At 62.7% G+C, this 21,305-nt stretch carries 18 protein-coding genes and 1 pseudogene; 8 read left to right on the top strand and 11 right to left on the bottom strand.

Annotated elements, in window-relative coordinates; translation table 11 throughout:
- Positions 1-7: 7 nt before the first annotated feature.
- The 4 genes from JGU71_RS19490 to JGU71_RS19475 all read right to left on the bottom strand — a co-directional run bounded on the left by JGU71_RS19490 (position 8) and on the right by JGU71_RS19475 (position 5,516).
- Positions 8-640, bottom strand: coding sequence for a cysteine hydrolase family protein (locus tag JGU71_RS19490; protein WP_199705943.1), 633 nt, complete (start codon positions 638-640; stop codon positions 8-10).
- Positions 641-742: 102 nt separating this feature from the next.
- Positions 743-4,213: a serine/threonine-protein kinase gene (locus tag JGU71_RS19485; protein ID WP_199705942.1), complete on the bottom strand. Its 3,471-nt coding sequence runs from the start codon at positions 4,211-4,213 to the stop codon at positions 743-745.
- Positions 4,214-4,312: 99 nt separating this feature from the next.
- Complete coding sequence (locus JGU71_RS19480) at positions 4,313-4,696, bottom strand: YchJ family protein (RefSeq protein ID WP_199705941.1); 384 nt, start codon at positions 4,694-4,696, stop codon at positions 4,313-4,315.
- A gap of 22 nt (positions 4,697-4,718) precedes the next feature.
- Positions 4,719-5,516: an SDR family NAD(P)-dependent oxidoreductase gene (locus JGU71_RS19475; protein WP_199705940.1), complete on the bottom strand. Its 798-nt coding sequence runs from the start codon at positions 5,514-5,516 to the stop codon at positions 4,719-4,721.
- 177 nt (positions 5,517-5,693) lie between these two features.
- Here JGU71_RS19475 and JGU71_RS19470 point away from each other — a divergent pair.
- The 4 genes and pseudogenes from JGU71_RS19470 to biuH all read left to right on the top strand — a co-directional run.
- Positions 5,694-6,866 (top strand): annotated as a pseudogene (locus JGU71_RS19470) (sulfite reductase subunit alpha); the annotation flags it as partial.
- A gap of 111 nt (positions 6,867-6,977) precedes the next feature.
- Entirely contained in the window at positions 6,978-7,682 is a 705-nt protein-coding gene (locus JGU71_RS19465; protein ID WP_199705939.1) for a GntR family transcriptional regulator, read from the top strand.
- 24 nt (positions 7,683-7,706) lie between these two features.
- Positions 7,707-9,029 carry a cytosine permease gene (locus tag JGU71_RS19460; protein WP_199705938.1) on the top strand — a complete coding sequence of 441 codons (1,323 nt, stop codon included), beginning with the start codon at positions 7,707-7,709 and terminating at the stop codon, positions 9,027-9,029.
- A complete protein-coding gene (biuH, locus tag JGU71_RS19455; RefSeq protein WP_199705937.1) occupies positions 9,026-9,712 on the top strand; it encodes a biuret amidohydrolase in 687 nt (228 codons plus the stop codon). The genes JGU71_RS19460 and biuH overlap by 4 nt, the downstream gene beginning before the upstream one ends.
- Here the strand turns inward: biuH and JGU71_RS19450 are convergent, their stop codons facing one another.
- Genes JGU71_RS19450 through JGU71_RS19440 form a run of 3 tightly spaced genes read right to left on the bottom strand, consistent with a single transcriptional unit; the run spans position 9,713 to position 12,827 of the window.
- Positions 9,713-9,997 carry a putative quinol monooxygenase gene (locus JGU71_RS19450; protein WP_199705936.1) on the bottom strand — a complete coding sequence of 95 codons (285 nt, stop codon included), beginning with the start codon at positions 9,995-9,997 and terminating at the stop codon, positions 9,713-9,715.
- A 44-nt stretch (positions 9,998-10,041) separates the two neighbouring features.
- A complete protein-coding gene (locus tag JGU71_RS19445) occupies positions 10,042-11,421 on the bottom strand; it encodes an outer membrane protein assembly factor BamB family protein (RefSeq protein WP_199705935.1) in 1,380 nt (459 codons plus the stop codon).
- A 5-nt stretch (positions 11,422-11,426) separates the two neighbouring features.
- The gene (locus tag JGU71_RS19440) at positions 11,427-12,827 is read right to left on the bottom strand and encodes a hypothetical protein (RefSeq protein WP_199705934.1); all 1,401 of its coding nucleotides are present in this window, start codon (positions 12,825-12,827) and stop codon (positions 11,427-11,429) included.
- 222 nt (positions 12,828-13,049) lie between these two features.
- On the opposite strand from JGU71_RS19440, the gene JGU71_RS19435 reads away from it, so the two are divergent.
- Positions 13,050-13,409 (top strand): hypothetical protein, encoded by a 360-nt coding sequence (locus JGU71_RS19435; protein ID WP_199705933.1) that lies wholly within the window; start codon positions 13,050-13,052, stop codon positions 13,407-13,409.
- Positions 13,410-13,422: 13 nt separating this feature from the next.
- On the opposite strand, the gene JGU71_RS19430 is transcribed toward JGU71_RS19435, so the two are convergent.
- From JGU71_RS19430 to JGU71_RS19420, 3 genes are all read right to left on the bottom strand, one after another.
- Positions 13,423-14,637, bottom strand: coding sequence for a Fic family protein (locus JGU71_RS19430; RefSeq protein ID WP_199705932.1), 1,215 nt, complete (start codon positions 14,635-14,637; stop codon positions 13,423-13,425).
- Between the two features lie 82 nt (positions 14,638-14,719).
- Positions 14,720-15,856, bottom strand: coding sequence for a protein kinase domain-containing protein (locus JGU71_RS19425; protein WP_199705931.1), 1,137 nt, complete (start codon positions 15,854-15,856; stop codon positions 14,720-14,722).
- A gap of 28 nt (positions 15,857-15,884) precedes the next feature.
- Positions 15,885-16,328 (bottom strand): nitroreductase family deazaflavin-dependent oxidoreductase, encoded by a 444-nt coding sequence (locus JGU71_RS19420; RefSeq protein WP_199705930.1) that lies wholly within the window; start codon positions 16,326-16,328, stop codon positions 15,885-15,887.
- 155 nt (positions 16,329-16,483) lie between these two features.
- On the opposite strand from JGU71_RS19420, the gene JGU71_RS19415 reads away from it, so the two are divergent.
- A complete protein-coding gene (locus tag JGU71_RS19415) occupies positions 16,484-17,788 on the top strand; it encodes a TY-Chap domain-containing protein (RefSeq protein ID WP_199705929.1) in 1,305 nt (434 codons plus the stop codon).
- A 77-nt stretch (positions 17,789-17,865) separates the two neighbouring features.
- Positions 17,866-18,300 carry a cold shock domain-containing protein gene (locus JGU71_RS19410; protein ID WP_199705928.1) on the top strand — a complete coding sequence of 145 codons (435 nt, stop codon included), beginning with the start codon at positions 17,866-17,868 and terminating at the stop codon, positions 18,298-18,300.
- A 2-nt stretch (positions 18,301-18,302) separates the two neighbouring features.
- On the opposite strand, the gene JGU71_RS19405 is transcribed toward JGU71_RS19410, so the two are convergent.
- The gene (locus JGU71_RS19405; RefSeq protein WP_199705927.1) at positions 18,303-20,669 is read right to left on the bottom strand and encodes a helicase-associated domain-containing protein; all 2,367 of its coding nucleotides are present in this window, start codon (positions 20,667-20,669) and stop codon (positions 18,303-18,305) included.
- 90 nt (positions 20,670-20,759) lie between these two features.
- Between JGU71_RS19405 and JGU71_RS19400 the strand changes: the two genes are divergently transcribed.
- Positions 20,760-21,278, top strand: a complete 519-nt coding sequence (locus JGU71_RS19400) for a DUF3558 domain-containing protein (RefSeq protein ID WP_307829726.1) — start codon at positions 20,760-20,762, stop codon at positions 21,276-21,278.
- Positions 21,279-21,305 lie beyond the last annotated feature (27 nt).

Raw genomic sequence — 21,305 nt, 5'->3', positions numbered from 1 at the left:
GTCGGGATCAGCCGAGGAGAGCCAACGCCTCCTCGGCGCTCAGGCAGCCCGCTGTCGTGAGGTCGAGGTTGGCTAGTGACGCCGCGTGCACCTCAGGTGTCGGAGCAGCCATGCAGTCGATGATCGGATGGACGATGAAGCCGAGGTCCGTCCCGTGTCGGGCGGTTTGCTCGACCGTGAGGTTGGTTGCGACGCCGGTGACTAAGACGGTGTCGATGCCATGCTCGGTCAACCATGCCGCGACGCCGTTGGCGGCTAAACCGGAGAGTCGCTGATTGTCGAACACCAGTCCTGGCTCGGCTTGGTGCGCCATCGCATCGATCAACGCGGCGCCGGACGAGTCCGGCCGAAAGGATTCCTGCGCAGCACCGACGGCCGTCATGAACCCGGTGTTGCGAATCAGCTGGCCCTCATCCTCCGGAACGGTAAACCGAGTGAAGATCAGCGGCAGCCCGGCCGCGCGGATGGCGTCGTGAAATCGGACAGCACGATCGACGACCCCACTCTCGGCCACCGGTGTCGCCAACATCGGACCGAAGAAGCCTTCGGGCTCGATGACGTTGACCTGCCAGTGCAGCGCGAGAATCGCCGTGCGGCGGGGATCGATGCCGTGGCCTGGAGGTGTTGCGGGGGCTGCCATGTGTCCAATCATGCCCGGTGAAAATCGGCAAGGGCGCTCCGCGCCTCGTGAGTCCTTTCGGAGGGCCGCACCTCCTAAAGTGCTCACGAGCGGCGGCGCCGCCTAAATCTCCTGCGCCGCTTCGGCATTGACGAGTTGGATCAGGAATTCGGCTGGCACCTCGGGCCAATCGGAGGCCCACCGCCCCGCGACCTGATCCTCTCGCAACGCCGCAATCATCTGCACGACATACGGACCCCCGTCGAGGATGTAGCGCACCGATCCGAGGCGAGCACACTGCGCCAGAATCGTTGCCAGGTTCAGTTTGGCTTCGTCGATACGACCTGTCGCGACGAGGCAGGCGACGAGCAGACGACGGACCTTCAGCAGCGCGCGCGGCCGGTTGCGAGCCCGCAGCCGATCGACCCATTCCTGCGCCCACACCCTGGCAAGTTCGACCTTCTCCGGCCTATCACGCTGAGCCAGAAGCAATCTGATCGCAGTCGCTTCCTCGTAGAGCGCGGTGATCTCCTCGATGGGGTCGGTCGGTTGCCTGCGGTCCTCGTACTGGACGACCGGCAACGCTCCGAACTCGGGATGTGGCGGCAGCCCGAGCCGTATGCGCTCGTTCTCGACTTCGGCGCTCAAGCGTGTCAACGCCATCGACCGACCGATCCGCGCACCCTCGTTCAACCGACGCGTCGCGGCCGCTCGGTCGCCCTGCAGCGCCTTGATCCGTGCGCCGACGACGTAGCGTGCGATCTTGAAATCGACCGAGCCGCCTTCGGCACCGAGCTTGTAACCCTCGTCCAGTAGCCGTTCGGCCTCGGTGACATCGCCGCGCTCGTAGAGCAATTCACCGAGCAGCGACCCCGCGAGCCGAGCTGTGTAGGAATGGCTGCCACCGGAATGCCGTGCGACCTTCAGAGCCTTCCTGAAACTGCGCTCGGCGGCCTCGATGTCGAGCATCAGGCTCGCGCCGAGCCCGACGAAGCACAGGGCGTGAATCTCGTTGTACTTCCCCTTGTTTCGTCGGCGATAGGGAACGGCCCAGTCCTGCAACCGTTCCAGCTCGGTTCGATCGCAGCGGTATGCCGCCGCGAAGGTAGCCAGGTTGGCTGCGACCGAAACGACGAACGGCCGCAACGTATCCGGACGCGCCAGACACGGCGCGACAAGTTCGTCGATGCTGTCGATGACGTCGGCGCGGAGGGCGACGACGCCGTGGACGACGCACGCCTCGATCCGCAGGTCCTCGATCTCGGCTGCGGTCAGGCCGGACTCGTCCAACGTCGACTCCACCAACCGCAACGCGTGCCGAGCAGGCTCCGCCCGATGCAGGAAGATGTTGGCCCACGCCAACGCAAGTTGCAGACGCGCATGCGTATCGACCACTGTCTCGGGCAACTTCTCGACAAGACCGATGAGCGACGCCATCTGCGAATGCTCGAGCAGGTAGGTGCCGTCCTGCTCGACGATCTCGACGGCGCGCAGCTGATCACCTGCTGCGAGTGCGTGATCCACCGCGTCGCTGACGTGTCGGTTATCGGCGAACCACTGCGACGCGGTGCGGTGCAGTTCGCGTACTCGGCCGCCTGTCTGCCGTTCGAGCCGTTGCCGCAGAAAGTCTGCGAACAGGTGGTGGTAGCGGAACCATTGATCGTCGACGCGATGGAGGAACAGGTCGCGTTCGGCAACCTCCTCCAGCATCAGTTGGCCGTTGGGAACGTCGGCAAGGGCCGAGGCGAGATCGCCGCAGATCCGTTCGGTCACCGACGTCGCGAGCAGGAAGTCGAGCATGTCCGGCTCGAGGGTATCGAGCACGTTCTCGGCAAGAAACTCGCTGATCGCGTGGTGGCGCCCGGTCAGATGGCCGATGAGCTCGGACGGATCGTCGCTGCCCCGCAACGACAACGACGCAAGTTGCAGCGCGGCGACCCACCCGTCCGTCGACTCCGTCAGATCCGCAACGTCGGCACGATCCAGATCGAGTCCACCAAGGTCGACGAGGAAGCTGTGCGACTCCTCATTGTCGAAACGCAAAGCCGCAGAGTCGATCTCGAGCAGCTGATTCTGCATCCGCATGCGGCTCATCGGAAGTCCCTGCTGGCTGCGACTGGTGACAACGACATGCAAACCGGGACAACAGTTGTCGAGTAGGAACCGCAAAGCGAGGATGGTGGAACGATCGGAGATGCGATGCCAGTCGTCGACGACGACCGTCATCCGTTCGCCGGTCGCGTGAATGTCGTTGATCAGCGACGTCAGAACGTAGCGCTCGGACTCGTCGCCGTGCTCTTCGAGCACCTCGGCAAGCTCGTGAGCTAGCGCAGGACGCACTGCCCGGATCGCTTCGATGAGATGCGACAGGAACCACACGACGTTGTTGTCGTCGTGGTCGACGGTCAGCCAGGCGATCGCGTGACCGTCCTCCGTGAGCCGTTCGCACCATTGCGCGGCGAGCGTGCTCTTTCCGAATCCGGTCGGTCCATGGATGACGGTCAGCCGGCGCTGCTGCCCACGCTGCAGTTGCTCGATCAACCGGTTGCGACCGACCAACGCGCGCGTCGGAGCAGGTGGTCTGAATCGCGTCGCAGGCGCCGGCGGGGTGACCGTCCGCGCCGAATAGCCGCGCCGACCCGACCCCGTCGTCATCGACGCGTCGCCCTGTCCGTTACCCGTCCCCGACGACGCGATCGGCACCGGCACGTCGTCGACCGGCAGGCTGTGCCTGCGCTGAATCTCTTGCAGCAGTTCACCGAACGCCGCGGGAGTCGAGGGGCGGGCACCGCGCTCGCGTGACATCGCCCGCTCGATCAGCGCGGCGACGTCCGCAGGCAGACCTGAGTCGCTCAGATCCGGCGTCGGCTGCTTGGTGATTCGAAGAAACTGCGCCACCATGTGCTCGCCGCTGCGCCGCTCGAAGACGGCATGACCCGTCACCGAACAGAACAGTGTCGAGGCGAGGCTGTAGACGTCGGAGGTCGGGTCGGGCGGATGGCCCTGCAACACCTCCGGCGCGGTGAACGCGGGCGATCCCGTCACCGCACCTTTGGACGTCTCGAAGCCGCCGGAGATCCTCGCGATGCCGAAGTCGGTCAACTGCGGTTCGCCGTATTCGGTCAGCAAGATGTTGCCGGGCTTCACGTCTCGGTGCAGCGTCCCGTGTAGGTGGGCAGTTTCGAGCGCTCCCGACATCTTGATGCCGACACGCACCGATTCTTTCCAGCTGATCGGTCCGTCCCGATGGATCGCGCCTTCCAGCGACCCGTGCGGGTGGTGCTGCATCACGATGTACGGACGCCCCGCCGCAGTCGCGCCGACCTCCAGGATCGTGACGATGTTCGGGTGGCCGGACAGCTTGCCCATCGCCCGCTGCTCCCGCAGGAACCGCTGCAGGTTTTCCTCGTCGAGGTCGGCGGTCAGAACTTTGATGGCGACCGTGCGGTCGAGACTGCGTTGTTCACAGCGATATACGACGCCGAATCCGCCTCTACCGATTTCGCGGGCATCCTCGAATCCCGCCGCTGCAAGCTCAGCGACGAACGTCGACGCCAGGTCGGGCTGCGTCGAGGACGGATCGGTATGGACCATCTTTGGTCTCGGTTCGGGGCTGCGGGCTTAGGTCACCAGCATAGTCCCAGGGCCTTCGGCCTTGTGCGTCTTTCTGGACGGCCCAACCTCCGAAAGTGCTCACGACACCAAAGGCCCCCAATAGACCCAGCGACCCTCGTACCGCACGAAACTACTGTTTTCTTGCAGCACGTCGCGTCGACCATCGAGGCGATAGTGCGCCCTGAACTCCACCGTTCCCTCGGTGTCGAACATGCTGCCCTTGCTCGAACCGAGCACATCGAGCAGAATCCACTCCTGATCCGGATCGAGCGTCAGCTTCTTCGGTCGCATCTGCGGATGCCACGACCGCACGAGATGGTCACGATCTCCGACTGCAAACGCGGTATAGCGCGACCGCATCAGCCGCGTCGCCGTCGCAGCAGGTTTGTCGCCCGCCAGGACCGGGCCGCAGCAGGCGTCGTAGATTTCGCCACTGCAGCATGGGCAGTTGGTGTCGGTCATCCAGTCATTATCCGACAGTTGATCAGTAGTACACCGGACCCGGCACTCCGCCACCTACCGCGATCGCGTCGCCGGTGATGCCGATGCTGCGTGGCGATGCAAGGAACGTCACGACGTCGGCGACCTCGCTCGCGTCGACGACCCGACGAATGGAGTTCTTCACAAGTGCGGCTTCGAGTTCAGCGACCGTCGAATCACCCGAGGCTGCCTGCGCGGTCAGACGGTCGGTGAGGCGCTCGGTACGCGTCAGACCAGGGTGGACGACCGTGACGTTGATGCCCTTCGGCCCCAGTTCGTCCGCCAGATTCTTCGTCAGAGCAGAGACGCTGACGTTGCGGATCGTCTGTGCGATCGAATTCGCCTGTCGTGCACCGAGTCCGCTGATGTTGATGATCCGGCCCCAGCCCTGCTCGACAAAATGGGGCGCGACCGCGCGGGCAGTGCGGAGGTAGCCGAGCACCTTGATCTCGATCTCGCGCCGCACAATCTCGTCTGTTGTCGACGCGAAATCTTTTGGTGCACCGGCACTCCACGGCGTTGCAGCGGAGTTGACGAGGATGTCGACGCCACCGAGTTCGTCGACGGTGCGCTGTACCAATGCCTGCACTGCCGCATCGTCACCGGTGTCGGTCGCAACGCCGAGTACCCGGCGGCCTGTTTCCTGTGCGATGTCGCGAGCCGTCGCTTCGAGGACGGCCGCATCGCGCGCCGCAATGACGACGTCGACTCCTTCGCGTGCCAACCCGAGTGCGATTGCCTTGCCGATGCCACGACTGCCACCGGTGACGATTGCTCGTTTGCCTGCCAGACCAAGATCCATGCAGACGACGCTACCCACGCAGCCACCTGCGGCCACGGCATTGGCGCAGTGTGATTCTTCTATGACGCACGTCACCAATTTATGGAGGTAACCCTTACCTTAGTAAGCTACCGCTCGTGAGCACTTCAGGAGGGCCGGACCTCCGAAAAGACTCACGAGGCCGAAGGCCGGATAGGAGACACGGACGTGAGTGCGCCACGGACCCCTCGACCGCGAACTCCGCGGTCGCAGTGGAACCGCAAGAACCCCTACGCGGCGAACGTTCTCGCTAACCATCGGCTCTCGGGACCCCAGTCGCACAAAGAGGTACGCCACTACGAGTTCGACCTCGGCGACAGCGGACTGACCTACGAGGCCGGCGACGGGATCGGCGTTCGCCCGATGAACTGCCCAAGCCTGGTCACAGCCCTGATCGATCGCCTCGGCGTCCCCGCGGGGACGCCGGTGACCGACAAAGCCGGAACCCGCACACTTTTCGATGCCCTCACCGAATCGTACGAAATCTCCACACCCTCCCCCGACCTGATCGACGAGATCGCGCAGCGGACGGGTGATGCCGAACTCGTGCATGTGCTTTCCACCGAAGATCACACCGCGCTCGACGCCTGGCTGTGGGGCAAGGACGTGCTCGACCTGCTCCAGATCGACGAGACTCTCACGATCGATCCCGCCGAATTCGTTGCGCTGCTTCGCCCCCTGCAACATCGGGTCTATTCGATCTCGTCCAGTCCCCTCGCTCACAGCGGGACCGTGCACGCGACCGTTGCCAGCGTCAGGTACCGCCATGCCGAGCGCAATCGCAGCGGCGTGTGCTCGACCTACCTCGCCGACCGGGCCGGAAAAGGCAGTACCGCAGGGATATTCGTCTCCAAGAACAACTCGTTCAGGTTGCCGACCGACGACTCCGTTCCGATCGTCATGATCGGTCCCGGAACAGGCATCGCACCGTTTCGCGCCTTCCTCCACGAGCGTCGCGCGACGGGTGCGACCGGATCCAATTGGCTGTTCTTCGGCGACCAACGCCGCGCACAGGACTTTCTCTACGAAGAGGAACTCGACGAACTGCGACGTGACGGCGTGCTCGACCGCCTCGACCTCGCGTTCTCACGGGATCAGTCCGAGAAGGACTACGTGCAGCACCGGATGCGCGAAAACGGCAGGGACCTCTACGACTGGCTGCAGAAGGGCGCGCACCTCTACGTTTGCGGCGACGCAACCCGGATGGCCAAGGACGTCGACGAGGCGCTGCACGACATCGTCGCCGAGCACGGCGGCATCACCCCGGACCAGGCCGAAGACTACTTGGACGCATTGCGGCGGGAGAAGCGCTACCTCCGCGACGTGTACTAGGCGGCTTAGGCACCCCTATGTAACGAAGGGGTAATTCGACGCGGTCTTGGTGACGCATTGTTTACGTTCCGAGCAGAGCGCTGAAACACGCTCACACGACGGTATACAGCTATGGATACCGAACTGGACACCGAGCCCGGCAGTCTCCGCGAGCAGGCCTATCGGGAGTTGCGGCGCCGTCTTATGGCCGGCGAACTCACCGCGCGAACCCGTCTGGTGGAGACCCGGGTAGCCGAACTCATCGGTGCATCGCGAACACCCGTGCGCGAGGCCCTCGTTCGCCTGCATGCCGACGGCATGCTCACCAGGGAGGCCGACGGCTACTACCCCGTCGTCCCCGACCTTGCCGGTGTCCGCGATCTATACGAGCTGCGAATCACTCTGGAACTACAGGGAATAACTCGCCTGATCGACAATCCACACCTGCGCTACGACGTCGGGATTCTGGAACGGCTTCACCACGACTGGCTCGACCTTCGGGTAGCGCCGCCCGAACCGGGCCCCGACATCGTCCTGCTCGACGAGGACTACCACATTCGGTTGTCCTCTGCTGCAGGCAATCCCGCCCTCACCCGGGCTCTTCAAGCTGTGAACGGCCAGATCCGGCTCGTTCGCATGTACGACTACGCGACCGAAGAGCGCGTGTCGACCACGATCTCCGAACACCTCGAGATCGTCGATCTGCTTCTCACCGAAGATCTCCCGGGTGCGCGCTCAGCGTTGCATCAGCATGTCGGATCGTCCTACGACGTCGTCGAAGAACGAGCAGCCCATGCGGTCACAGCGCATGCGCTCGGTCGTCCTGTACTCAACTAATCGTTTGCTCTGAAAGGTCTTGCCATGACTGCTGTCGCAGAAGTCACCGATACCGAGGCCGCCCCAGCGGCGCTCACCGAAGAATACGAAAACGTTCCTGTCCCCCAGTCGGCACGCCGCAGCCTCGCGTCCGTCTCAGCGGTGTGGATCGGCTTCCCGATGATCCTGACCTGCGCCGTATTCGGCGGTTTGGTCGTCTACTCGCTCGGCTTCTGGAAAGGCATGCTGGCCATCGCGCTCGGCAACGCCGTCCTGATGGCCTATGTCGGGTCGCTGAGCTACCTCGCCGGCAAAACCGGAAAGAACTTCGCACTCACAGCAATGGAGACCTTCGGTAAGAAGGGCTACGTCATACCGTCCGGTTTTCTCGCGACGATCGTCATCGGTTGGTTCGCTTTCCAGACCGGGCTCACTGGAGCGATACTCGCGGACACGATGCAGTGGAGTGAACGGTGGACCACCTTCGCCGCCGGCATCGGTTATGTCGCAATCACGTTGCTCGGAATCAGAGCACTCTCGGTCATCGGCGTCATCGCCGCGCCGCTCTTCATCGTGCTCGGTGCGACGGCAATCGTTCTTGCGTTGCGTGATTCGAGTCTTTCCGACGCTGTCAGCTACAGCGGTGGCGCCGGATTGACAGCCATGAGCATGGGTGCAGCGGTCACCCTGGTGATCGCGTGCTTCATCGACTCGGGCACCATGACGTCGGACTTCACCAGATGGTCGCGCAACGGCAAACAGGGCTTCCTGGCAGCCTTTTCGGCCTTCCCGATCGCCAACGGCATCGCATTGTTCGTCGGCGGCCTCATCGTCGCGCTCGGCGCAGCGACCAATCCCGGTACCAACGGCGGCAACTTCCTCGGCACGTTGATCGACCAGGGCGGGCTGCTGGTCCCGCTCGCTGTGGTCTTCGTCTTCGTCAACCTTGGTTCGGTGTGCGCACACTGCCTCTACAACGGCGCAGTCGGCTGGGGTCAGCTCAGCGGCAACAAGATGCGACCGCTGACGCTGATACTCGGCGCGGTCGGCGTTGCGCTCGCAGTCGCGGGAATCTGGTCGCATTTCGAGCAGTGGCTGAATCTGCTCGGCGTGATCGTGCCACCGATCGGCATCGTCATCATTCTCGATCAGCTTGTGCTGCCACGGTTCTGGGGTTCAGCACGTGCAGAGGCCTCGCTGCGGTGGCCGCCGTTCGCAGCGTGGGCCGTCGGCTCGGCTGCAGCGTTGACGAGCCACGAGTACGCGCCGTGGTTGTCGGACGCCCTCGTCGGAATGATCGTCGGCGCAGTAGCTTTCGTCGGCTTCAGTTATGTGATCCGGACTCGCACGATGGAGGTCGTCAAATGAGTTCCCTCGGTTCTGTGGATGCGAAGCCCTACAAGTGGCCCTACGACGGACCCATCGATCCAGCCGCAACCGCGGTGATCAACATCGATTGGCAGGTCGACTTCTGCGGCGTCGGTGGCTACGTCGACGCGATGGGTTACGACTTGTCGCTCACCCGTGCAGGTTTGGAGCCGACCGCGCACGTGCTGAAAGCTGCGCGCGCAGCGGGACTGCTGATCATTCACACGAGGGAAGGGCACCGCCCCGACCTGTCCGACCTGCCGCCGAACAAGCGGTGGCGGTCAGCCCAGATCGGTGCGGAGATAGGCAGTTCCGGTCCGCAGGGACGGATACTCGTTCAGGGCGAACCAGGTTGGGAGATAGTCCCCGAAGTTGCTCCGCTGCCTGGTGAACCGATCATCGACAAGCCGGGTAAGGGTGCGTTCTACGCCACCGATCTCGACTTGGTGTTACGTACCAATGGAATTCGCAACATCATCCTCACCGGCATCACGACGGACGTGTGTGTCCACACAACGATGCGTGAGGCGAACGATCGCGGGTTCGAGTGCCTGATCCTGTCGGACTGCACCGGCGCAACCGATCCGGCGAATCACGCGGCGGCATTGCACATGGTCACGATGCAGGGCGGGGTATTCGGAGCGGTCGCATCGTCGGCAGAGTTGTTGGCGGCGTTCGGCTAGTTACAGCTTCACTTCACGGTCGTAGTAGAACTCGCGGACATCGGCATCGAGTATCGCGGCACCCTGGTCGCCGTCGGTGCCCGATCCCCGGAAGTCCGCGAGTTCTGCGACGGTCGCCCAGCGTTCGAAGATATTGATCCGGTCGGCGTCGAGCAGATCCGCGGTCAAAGAGAAATCCAGACAACCCGACGCCGCACGAGCGAGGGCCACCACTTCGCGGCAGGTATCGAGATAGGCCTCCCGACCTGCGGGATCGACACGAAGATGTCCGGCAACGATTATCATGCGGGTGGTCCGTCCTGTTGGGGATTTGTCGGGCTCCCTCATCCCTACCGCAAACTGATCAACGTTGCATTGGTCGCGTAGATGAGGCTCTGATCGGTTTCGCGTAAAATTCTGGGCGAGTCTCGGTCGGACTCGACCATCGCATCCACCGGAATCTCCCAGGCCTGTTCGCCCGTACGGATGTCGGTGGCTCGCAGAAGATCGTCGAATGCGACGACGTTTCGTCCATCGAAGGCATAGCCGTCGGAACTGCGTACCTCCTGCGTCCACAACCGATTGCCCGTCCGCGCATCGATGCCGGACACGGACTGGTTCTGCGGATCGCGAACCAGCACGACGTCACCGAACATCGCGAAGGCTGTGCCGTTCGGATTGTCACCATCGGGATCCGAGACCAGCAACGAACTGGTCCACAACTTTTCGCCCGTACGCCGATCGAAGCCGCTGTCGCCGACGATGATCGGCACCGAGTCGTCCGTCGGCTCGGCCTCTTCGAGGCTCTGCGTAAAGCGCTGCTGCGTGCTGATCACAACCTCGCCGGAGGGATCGAGAAGGTCGACGCCTTTCACGCTGTAGTCGTCGCAGTCGCGCCTGACCCGCTGCAGCAGGTCGCCTGCGAAAGTCACGTCCTCGGAGCAGTCGGGATATCCAGCGGTCCAGGTCTGCGTACCCGATTCGAGCTCGAATCCCGCTGCCGCACGGCCGAGATCGATAAGCCCAGCACCGTTCTTCGTTGTGATCGTCTTCCCGAATGCGATTTCCTCCCAGCCTGCCCCGATGTCGAATGCTTTCGACCAGTACGCGTCCGGGTCGTCCACCGTTCCAGCGTGCACTCGGACGTCGTTGTCTTCGACGTTGCCCTCGATCGTGTAGACGCGGTCTTCGAAGGTGTCGAGGCCGAAAATGTCCCATTCCGTGGGGGTTCGGGTCACTTCGCCGTCGTTCAGGTCGAACGTGACGAACATCTGATCGTCTTCGAAGCTGCTTGAATAGCACACGAACTTGCCAGCTGCCGGGCGCTCACTGCAACCGCCGATCGACCCCGCGTCGGCCCGCCACAGCACCGAGCCATCCTCAGCGTCGACGCCGATCATCGTGGCGCGATCGAAATTGCCGGATCGGTGGTTCGGGAGCCCTGCCATGGTCACGAAGACGTCCCCGAAGTCGGTGAAACCGGCTTCCCCAGAATCGAAGTGAGTTGGGACGGTCGGGTTCCTGAAGGCCGCGTATTTGTGGTCGAGCAACGTCGGTGCGTCGAGCGTCCACGCGATACCCGGCGCGGCGTCGGTCGTTCCCGGTATGTGGGTCGTCGCCGGCCGGCCGTCGACGGCCAGGGCGTACGAGACGCTGACAACAGCCGCCGCCACCGTGAGTGCAGCGGTCATCGCCGCTGCCAACAACGCCAGCTTGGTTCGGTCCGGCATGGTGATCACAGTTGAAATCCCGGTGCGGTTGCTATGGTTTCGAGTTCTTCGAACGTCAGCAACGTTCCGGAGCCGCTTGTACTGAGTCTGATCTGCACTCCATTGGGGTACGTGACGGCGATCGATCGATGTCGTCGGCTCTCGGCCGCACCGTCGGATCCCATGGAGACAGATGTCGATTCACTGTCGTCGTAGGTGATCACCGAGCCGTTGGCCAAGAACTTCGTGGCATCGGGCGCGCTGTCGTAGCTGGGATCGTATTCGTCTGGTGCCGTGGGTAACTCATGATCACCCGTGATGCTCATATTTACATCACTCTCGCGCCCAGGCGACGTGATCGACAAGCTGAAGCACGCTTCGTTGTCGTCGTAATCGCCCAATTGCAATGACCCGATCGGACGGTCGAACACAATTCCATCGATCGGGGCACGCTGCCAGTACTCGTTCAGCGCGGAGTTCAGCCGCTCCAAATCTTGCCGCGTCAGATTCAACGCCCTCGAATCGCCGCCGTTGGAGCAACTTACGGGCAGCGGTCCCGTCTCCGGCGGAATGGGCGCGGTGACCCGGATGCCGGGTGTGAGGACGAGCGAAGTCAGCTCATCGACAGTCAGCGGGAGTTCACCGCTGTATTGCTGTTCGGAACGCGGTTCGGCCAGTGGCCGTGCGTCGGTCACGTTGGCATAGACCGACGTTCCGTCCGGCAGATAGGCGTTTGCGTTGCGAGACAACGCCCGACGACCGTCGCTTTCGGTCCACGTGTCATGGATGTCGACGATTGCTCCGTCCGGAAACGCTGTGCGGCTGGTTATTTCACCCGCAACACACGGCGGCGGACCCTGTGTGGTTTGCTGCACCTGAACCGACAGACTTCCTTCGACGGTGCCACGACGAAGGTCGCCGTACGCCGATGTCGATCCACCGAACTCCGTGTCCGAGTACTCCGGCGGTATCTGCGACGGGTCAGGCGCCCAGATGGGACCGAACAGCAGCGACTGAGTCGGACTTGCAAAGCGCAATTCGACCGGCGCCTTGATTGCCGACTTCAGCGCGTCCGACATCGCGACCGCTTTCCTTGCCGAAAACCAAGGGAATTTCGGATTGTCGTAGCTGTCCACTCCGCCGAACGTTGCGAACCCGAACATTTCCCCGGTCTCCGGCGGCTCGACGGTGTCGCATCCCGGGATATCGGTCGGATACGCCGGAGGCGACGTGACGATCGTCGGCGGCGGTTCGAATGTCTCCGTTGTCGTGAGCGGCGTGATCCTCGGAAGCGAGACCGTCGCGGGTTGATCGTCGGCTGGCAGGTTCGCAAGTGCGACGACGGTGATCGCCACAGCCACCACCGACACCCCCGCCAATGCGTACGTCCATCGCCGCGTTCTGACTTCGGCTGCCTCGCGGTCCACGTCGCCTCCCCCTGCCCGCTCCGTGATTGGAGCATGCGTCCCGCTACGCCTGTCGTGGGCACGCAGGCGATCGTTACTCCGCTCTCGACGGTGTCTCGAGGTGGTATCGATCTTGGTTCGCGGGGTTAGATTCGGACATTCAGACGCGTACGGTCGTTAGCTATGCGAAAGTCACGAGATCTATTCAGGCGGCTGGCCATAGGATTCGCGACCATCTTTGCAGTGTCGTGCCTGATGTTGGCGTCCGTTCCAGCGGCGTCCGCTGCACCGGCCGCTACCCCATTTCAGTTGCAGACCTTCGTTTTCGCTGATCTTCCTACGCCGATCATCGGCGCGTCATCGGGATTCGAACCGGGTACGGCGACGCTGTCGATACTCAACCAGTTACCGGATCGACCCGTGACAGCCGCCGTCTCGGTGCGCTGGATCAGCCTCGGAACCGGCATCTCCGGCGTGGCATTTTTCCCGACCCTCGCAGGTGCACCGACTCCTCCGGTCACGATCAAACCCGGCGTCGGTCAGGTGATTGCGACCATCGAGGGTGGGTTGTACCCAGGATTCGGGACGTTCTTCGTTCCGTGAGCACGTAGCGAGGTCAAGCGCTGGGCGGAACGCGCCTGATCCGAGCGGCGAAGTCGTCCAATGCGCGGAGCACGTCATCTGCCTGCCACACCCGATTGCGCGCTCGCTGCGCTCCTGACCGCAGCACTCCACATTCGACCAACCTGTCGATAGCTCGTTGCGCTGCAACGTCAGTGACCCCGAACTGGGATGTCACATACGAGTTGTTGATTACGGGTTGGCCGATCACAGCATCGGCGATCCGCCATGCGACCGAATCTCGGCGTGCCGTCAGTCGATCGTTGAAGGAGTCTCTTACTGCTCGAAGGTCGTCGACCAGCCTTCGACCGCTGCCGATTGCGAAGAACACCGCGTCGACGAATTGCCGAACAATCGGTTCGACATCGCCCTGACGAAAGTGGTCCAGCGCGCCAAAGTAGTCAGCCGTATTCGTCAGCAGCCCAGCCGATATCGGCACGGTGACGCGTTCGGTCAGTCGCCGATTGCTCAACATGGCATGGACGAGAGCGCGCCCAGTTCGTCCGTTCCCATCCGTAAACGGATGAATCGTCTCGAACTGTGCGTGCACAATCGCTGTGTGCGCGATTGATGGCACATCGTCCCTGTCGGCGAACGCGATCAGGTCTTTCATTGCGCGACTGACATGTTCGTGATGCGGCGGCACGAATGCCGCGCGATGCGGACCGATATTGCTGCCCCCGATCCAGACCTGCTCGGTTCGCCAACGCCCGGCGTTTTCAGGATCGGAGTCTTCCATCAGTGCGCGGTGCATCGCGAGCACTGTTCCTTCATCGACGACCTCACTCAACGCGAGGGCGGCTTCCATCGAACGCACGTTGCCGGTGACTATGCGCGCGTTGCGATTCGAATGCTCACCGAGCTCGGCTAACGCCAACTGACGAGCGCCAACGGTGAGGTTCTCGATTTGCGACGATGCAGCGCTTTCGGTTCGCAACAGGACCGCGCTCATCGGGCCCAATTGAGCTGCCGCACCCAGCGTGTTCGAGATACTCGTATCGAATCGGACCAGTTCCTGAGCGGCCTCTTCGGCCTCGGCGGTCAACGCGGGTGGCAGGGAAACGGCCGCGCCCGCAATCTCCGGCAACACGGCAGCGAGATATGGCCCGGCATGACGCCGTTGCTGAGTCCGAGAAACGTATCCCGCGGCACTCGTCCAGGGCCGCTCCTCGAAGGTGACCGGCGGCCACGGGGTCACAACGTTTGCCATCACGGCATCTTACCAAACTTTATGCCCCTAAGGTTTGGTAAGCGATGCGTTACCAAACCATCGAGTGCATAGCTTTACAGCCTCAGACGACCGATTCGACCTGAACACCTATGCGCTCGGCGCGCAGCATTCGCTCCAATTGACCGCCGCTGATGATGCGGATGCGCTGACCCAACCGCAGCCGCTCGCGGACCGCGAACAACTTGCGGCCCTCGAATTCGCTGAGCGCTCCTCGCACCGGACCACGCACGATCAGCGTCGTCGTGTCCCCCACCGCGCTCTGCACCTGCGCGCCGGCATTGGTGACGAGCGTCGTCGCTTCGGCGCGAGTGAGCCTGTCGAGTTTGCCAGTGAACACAACCTTCTGTCCCGCAATAGTTCTCGGCGCTCGTCCAGCGCTCAGGCTCACCTCCCGTAGCGACGACAGCGCCGCACTGGCGTCGGAGGCGTCGAGGTACTTCTTCGCACTTGCAGCGGTCGCGTGCCAGATCCAGCATTTGAGATCGTCTGCAACTTCGAGTTGTCGAATACCGTTGATCTTGCTTGCGTTGAACACCTCGCCGGTCAACAGTGTGCAGGCGAGCAGACCGAGTTGGAAGACGTCTTCGGCGGGTCCCCAGCGATGGCTCGACCACACGCTCTTCGGGGTATACGCGGGTGTAAAGGCAGTTACCTGAGCATGTTTCGGATCGAGTGTCATACGCGTGATGCCGAAGTCACCGAGCACCAACTGACCGTCGCGCAGGTAGACGTTCGCGGGTGTCAGGTCGCGGTGGGTAATGCCGACGTTGTGCATGCGGCCGAGCAATTCGAGGACGCCCGCTAGCTCTTTGCGGACGCGAATTTCGTTCCACGGCAGCTGGTTGTTGTCGACCGCGTCGGCGATCGTTCCTTCGTCCATAAACTCGAAGATCAGCACATGACGGCGGATTTGCGCGCTGCCGCGACCGGTCGAGCTGACGAACGAATCGAGCAGCTGAACCGCACGATGGTTGCCTCGCACGATCTTTCCGAAGAACGCCTCGCCGTGCCAATCACCCGCGCTTTGGCAGACCTTGAGGCACACCCGATTTCCGCGCCGCTTCCCATCACGCGACATCCGATACGCCGAATACGCCTGGCCGAAACCGCCTTCGGCAATGGCAGATTCGACTTGATAGGCGTCACCGATGTCGTTGTAGACGAGCTGCCCGGACCGCAGCGGACGGACCTTCACCATCCGCCAATAGTACGACCGAGACCGAGCTTCAGGACCTCGGTTCGAGGATCACAACCGGGATGTCGCGGTCCGTGCGGCGCTGGTACGAGGCGTAGGACTTGTAGGCCGCCACGACCTGTGGCCACAGTTCCTTCTTCTCTGCTGCGGAGGCGGTGCGCGCACGCATCTGCCGCGTGGTGCCCTCGATGACAACTTCGACGTTGGGTTCGGCGACGAGGTTGCGGTACCAGTCCGGATGCCGGTCGTCCCCACCCTTCGACGCGATGACGACGGTCCGGTTCTCGTCGTGGATAGGTGCCGTCAGAAGGCAGGACCGCTGCTGACCCGACTTGCGGCCGATCGTGCGCAGTTCGACCACCGGCATGCCGCTCACGCTCGACAGCACTCGGCCGCCCGTGATTCCTCGGATGAATCGGTGCCCGAGGTTCATGCCTTTCACGCTGATGTCCATAACTTTGTCCTGAAGCGCCATCGAGGTGCCTTTCGTCGATTTATGAAACATGGCGTATGCGGTACCGACAGTACTGTGTTATCGGAAATTCGAACGACCTTGTCGGTACCCCGCACTACCGTCGACAGCAACATCGAAGCCCGAGTCCACAGGCTTCGTCTCTGAATGGGGGCACCATGGCCGACGTTGCGAGTTTCGACCACGAAGTTGCCCACGCCTGGACGCTGTTCCGACGGCAACTCGCCGACCGCGTTGCCTCGATGGTCGACGACGATCTGCTTGTGGTCGAAACCGCCTTCGAGCAGGGCGGACCATGCGTTCAGTTCCTCGGCTGGGGTGGCGGCCTCGTGCGTTGCGAAGTGCCGTCGAACGCCTTCCTGCCTGACAATCGTCAGCTGAACGGGGGTGACGAGGCGTTGCTCGTCCAGCTCGGGTGGCAGCCGCCCGCATCGGGACCACAGGGCTCGCCGGCATTTTTCGCGGACTTCGACGCCACCGCCGCCGACAGAATGGCGATCATGGCCGTTCGCGCCCTACGCGAGATTTGGAATGTGTCGCATCCGGCGTTCATCCGAGTTGTTGTCGGCAGCGACGACGTTACGTCGGCGTTGGGCGTCTCCGCAGCAGTCCCCGAACCGGCCGGCTTGCCGCCTCTCGCAGCCATCCCTGCGTGGGATCAGAAGCATCTGCGATCACTGGTAGACCAGACGTTGGCAATCCACAACGTGCCGGCCGACCGCGACGAAGACGGCGACGCGTTCGTCTACGTCAACAACATGGTGCTGTTCACGTACGTTCATCCGGACACGCCCGAGGTCGAACTGTGGGCACCGATCGTGCACAAGGTCGGCAGCAAGGCCCGCGCTGCGGTTGCGATCCTCGACCTGAATCGTCGTTGGCAGTACATCCGCTTCACGTTCACCAAAGACCGCGTCCACGCCACCATCGATATCTCCGGCTATCCCTTTGTGCCGCAGTTCTTTTACGAGATGGTCGACCATTTCTGCAGGTTCCTACGCTCGGTCGACGCTGAGCTCGCGCACGAGTTGGGTGGCGAATTGTGCTCGATGGGCGAGGATTTCGTCAGCCCCGAGGTCTCGTCGATGGATCCGCTACCCGCGCCACTGTTGGCGATACTCGAACTCGATCCAGAAGGTTTCGGGCTCGACCCAGCGATTGTGGCGATGGCCTGCGGACACGACAAAGACACAGCGTCGGCCTATCTGCAGATCTGTACCGAGCAGGTTGGTACCTGGCGCGAATCGGCGCTGGTCGCGCGCCGCCACGCAGATCTCGACGAGGCGCGGTCCTGCGATCACGAGGCCAATGCGTGGAGTCGCACGTCGGAATCGCTCGCCGCTGCAATGCGATTGCTCACGCAGCCGATCACACACGAACGGATCGGACGGATTCGCACGCCGCGGCAGTTGGAGCTCTTCCCCAACCCGGCCGAACAGACATTGTTCGACGAACCCAAGTAGCCGTCTACTACTATCCGTTGACGATGGTTTGACGCTCCACGTGGGAGCGACGGTGGCAACAGGCAGAGGTGGAAACAATGGTGGACAGCGCAGTATCGGGTCGCGTCGTGAAGTTCGACGAGGTTCGGGGATACGGATTTATTGCCCCGGACGCGGGCGGTGACGACGTCTTTCTCCACGTGAACGACCTGCTGGTGGACAAACGCCTTGTCGGTGCCGGCGCGAGAGTCACATTCACGATCGAAGAGGGCGACCGAGGACTGAAGGCCGCCGGAGTTCGCTTGTCGTCAGGTTCCGCCGAGGTCGCCAAGGAAGCACCTGCACCATCCACTCGTGCATTCGACGATCAGGACTACGGCGATATGTCCGAAGTTCTGACGATCGGCGAGTTCCTCAGCGAATGCACCGAAGCGATCCTGGAATCAGCGCCATCCGTCACCGGCGCCGACATCATGCAGATCCGGCAGGCGCTGGCGCGAAAAGCCAAGGCACACGGCTGGATCGACTCCTAGCCCTATTCGAAGTCGAACTCGTCTTCACCCGAATCTATTTCGGACACAGTGATTTGCGAGATCGGGAAGTCTTCGTATCTGTCGGCAATGACGTTCCAGGCGGTTACCACTCCGTCGTGCAACCGGGCACTGTGAACGACGTGCACTTGATCGCCGACTTCAATGCACGCCACGTGTCCGGTCGCGAGGTTTGTGATCGCTCTGTTGGTGCCGCGACCGCGCAGAGAGTTGTAGTACTCGAACCGATGTCCCTCCGCACCAAGAGATTCCGCGGTTGTCGCGACGAGGTGCGCGGCGTGGCGGGCGGGGTCGGCGTTCGGGATGACCAGAAGGTCGGTCAGCAGTGGGTCGATCGTCGCGGCTGCTTCGGTGGTGCTCGATAGCTGCACGGTGCGGGCTTTGTCGTCCATGATCGGGGAATAACCGGCAGCGCGAAGGTGAGCCAATGTCGTCGCTGCATCGGCGCGTGACGCTACGACGGTCGGCGCGAGCTGAGTGAGCTCCAGCTTCGAAAGCTTGCTATTACCAACGAGTTCCAGCAAGAGCGTGGGGTCGTCGGCGATCACAGCGGATCCGAGTTCGACGACGCGCATACTGCCGTGCGTCCGTGCAACATCGGTGATCATGTACTCGAGCGCCTGTGGGATGCCCGACTCTGCGATCGCGGTAAGTCCGTCCAGCAATTCGCGGCTCGTTGCACCTGCGTCGAACGCGGACCGAATGCTGTCGGGCGTGAACCGCCACATCGTCGCTCCGCCTTGAGATTCGCGGTTCGCGACACTGTCCAGGAAACGTGACAGGTCACTTGCCGGTGGCCCGAAAACAACAGCCGTGAGGTCGGCGCCGATCACCGCAGAGGAGTGCGCGCCCGAGAACAGCGCAGCGACCGTCGGGCCGACGTCACCCTTCAGCAACGCTCGACCCAACGAGGTCAGGGCACCGAGCGCGATGACACCGAGTAGCTCGGCCTCGCGAGCAATCGCAGTGAGTACGTACTCGACGCCATCATCGGGCAGGGTCGGCGATAGCCAGAACAGCAGCGGAAAAACATCGTTGATCGAATCAGCGCCGTGGCCGGGCTCGAGATCCTCCAGCGTGCTGAAAAGATTGTCGCGCAACTGAATATAGGCGTCGCCCTGACCGATGTCGCCGCCGACCTTGGGGTCCGACAGCATTGCGTACTGCGAAACAAACCACTGCGCCAGGACCAGTGCGGCTCGTTCCTGGGCTGTCGCCTGCAACCACGACGCCGCACCGGAGCCGGGGACCAACCCCTGATCGTCCTGCAGCAGTTGCGACTTCTTGGTCCTCCGCTTCGGCGGCGGCGGAGGCTCGGTCGCGACCAGAACGCCCAGTGCAACAGCGAGTTCCAAGGCGAGGGTCACCTGATCGATGTGCGCATCGTTGTCTTTGGCGAGTGCGCGGATCGTCCGAGTGCCGACCGCACCCGACTTGATCAGCGGAATCTTCTCCGCCGTAGCCGAATTGAGCAAGATCTGAATCAATTCGAGGAGACGAAGCAAGTTGGTCGCGGCTTCTGCGTCGAGATGTGACGTTTCGACCGGGTACGGCTCGAAAGTCGGCGGATCTGGGTGGAACGGCAGTCGCTGCTCGCCGCGCAAAGCGAGTGCGACCTCGACGGGCATGGTGGCGAAGCCGTCGTAGTCGGCCCACAGGAGTCCGCGTGCGACGGCCCATTCGCCCGGCTTCGGGTTGTCGGTGGTTCCGTACGAGCCGGTGAGGGTCCGCGAGTAGACGACGGGAGTGCCGTTGGTGGCGCAGTCGAGGATCAGTAGTCGGTCGTCCTCGGGTGCCGTATCGACAAGTCGGCGAACAGCTTCCGCGTCGCGGAGCAGGTCACCGATGCGGGCCATGACCTCATGTAGGGGTCCGTCGCCGCGCAGTTGCAGTTTCGTTGCGACGCTGCGCAAGGTCGCCAGCGTTGCCTGCCCCAACATCGTGCGGACGGGTACGCCGAGTCTGGTTCCAACGACTGGGAAGGTGCGTGGCGTTACAAGTTCGCCGTCGGGCGTCGGCCAGACAAGAAGATGCTCGTGGAGATGGTCGATCGAGCGTTGGACTGCCTCTGGTTCACCATCTAGTAGAGCGGCGACGTTCTCGGCCGTCACCTTGCGTTTGAGCCGGTCCGCCAGCGTGATCACGCCAAGTACTTCGACGTGCGGTAGCGCGATGCGGTTGTAGGCGTCGATGACGGAGCCGTGGTTGAAAAGTCGCTCGGCGAGCGCGGACATGTGCGAGGGCCACGGCATACGCAGGGCGTCGCGGCGGTTCTCGAGGATCGTCTGCAGCTGGTCCGCATCGAGCGTCGTCAGATAGGCGAGCATCGACTCGACGGTGGCCGCGGGCATGGGTCGACCCTACGCAGAACAGATTGGATGGAACCGATCGCAGCCGACTAGCGTCCAAGATAAAGACACCCGTCTGCAGATTGGAGCCTCATGCGATTGCGCGCGTTGACTATGTGCGGCGCTGCACTCCTGGTTGCGGGATGTTCGACAACGACGCAGGGGGCGGCGGTTATGGCGACTTCGACTGCGCCGGCCGCGTTGTTCAATCCATGCGATATCCCTGACGACGCACTCCGCGCTGCGGGGGTGGATCCGGGGACGGAAGAGTCGGGTATCGCAGGAGCAACCTTCGATGGATGGGAGGTGTGCGCCTGGGAAGCACCAGCCGAGTGGTACTACCTACGAATCTTCGCGACTACACACACTCTCGCAGAGATGCGTGAAAACTCAGCGCTGACGCAGTTCGAGGATACGACGATTGGTAGCCGCCGCGGAGTTCTCGCCGTCGACAAGGGCAGTGAGACTGAGACTTGCAACTTCGCGTTTGAGACGAGCGAAGGCCTATTGATGGTCAACATCGACACGAAGTACTTGCTACCAAGGCCCGAAGAACCGTGCGTCACTACACGCGCCAAAACGCTCGTGTTGGACGCCAACTTCCCCGAGTGACGAGCGCAGCTCGTAGGTCAAGGAGAA

This window comes from Antrihabitans stalagmiti (genome assembly GCF_016482825.1).
Taxonomy (GTDB): domain Bacteria; phylum Actinomycetota; class Actinomycetes; order Mycobacteriales; family Mycobacteriaceae; genus Antrihabitans; species Antrihabitans stalagmiti.
This window is presented reverse-complemented; position numbering and strand designations above follow the sequence as displayed.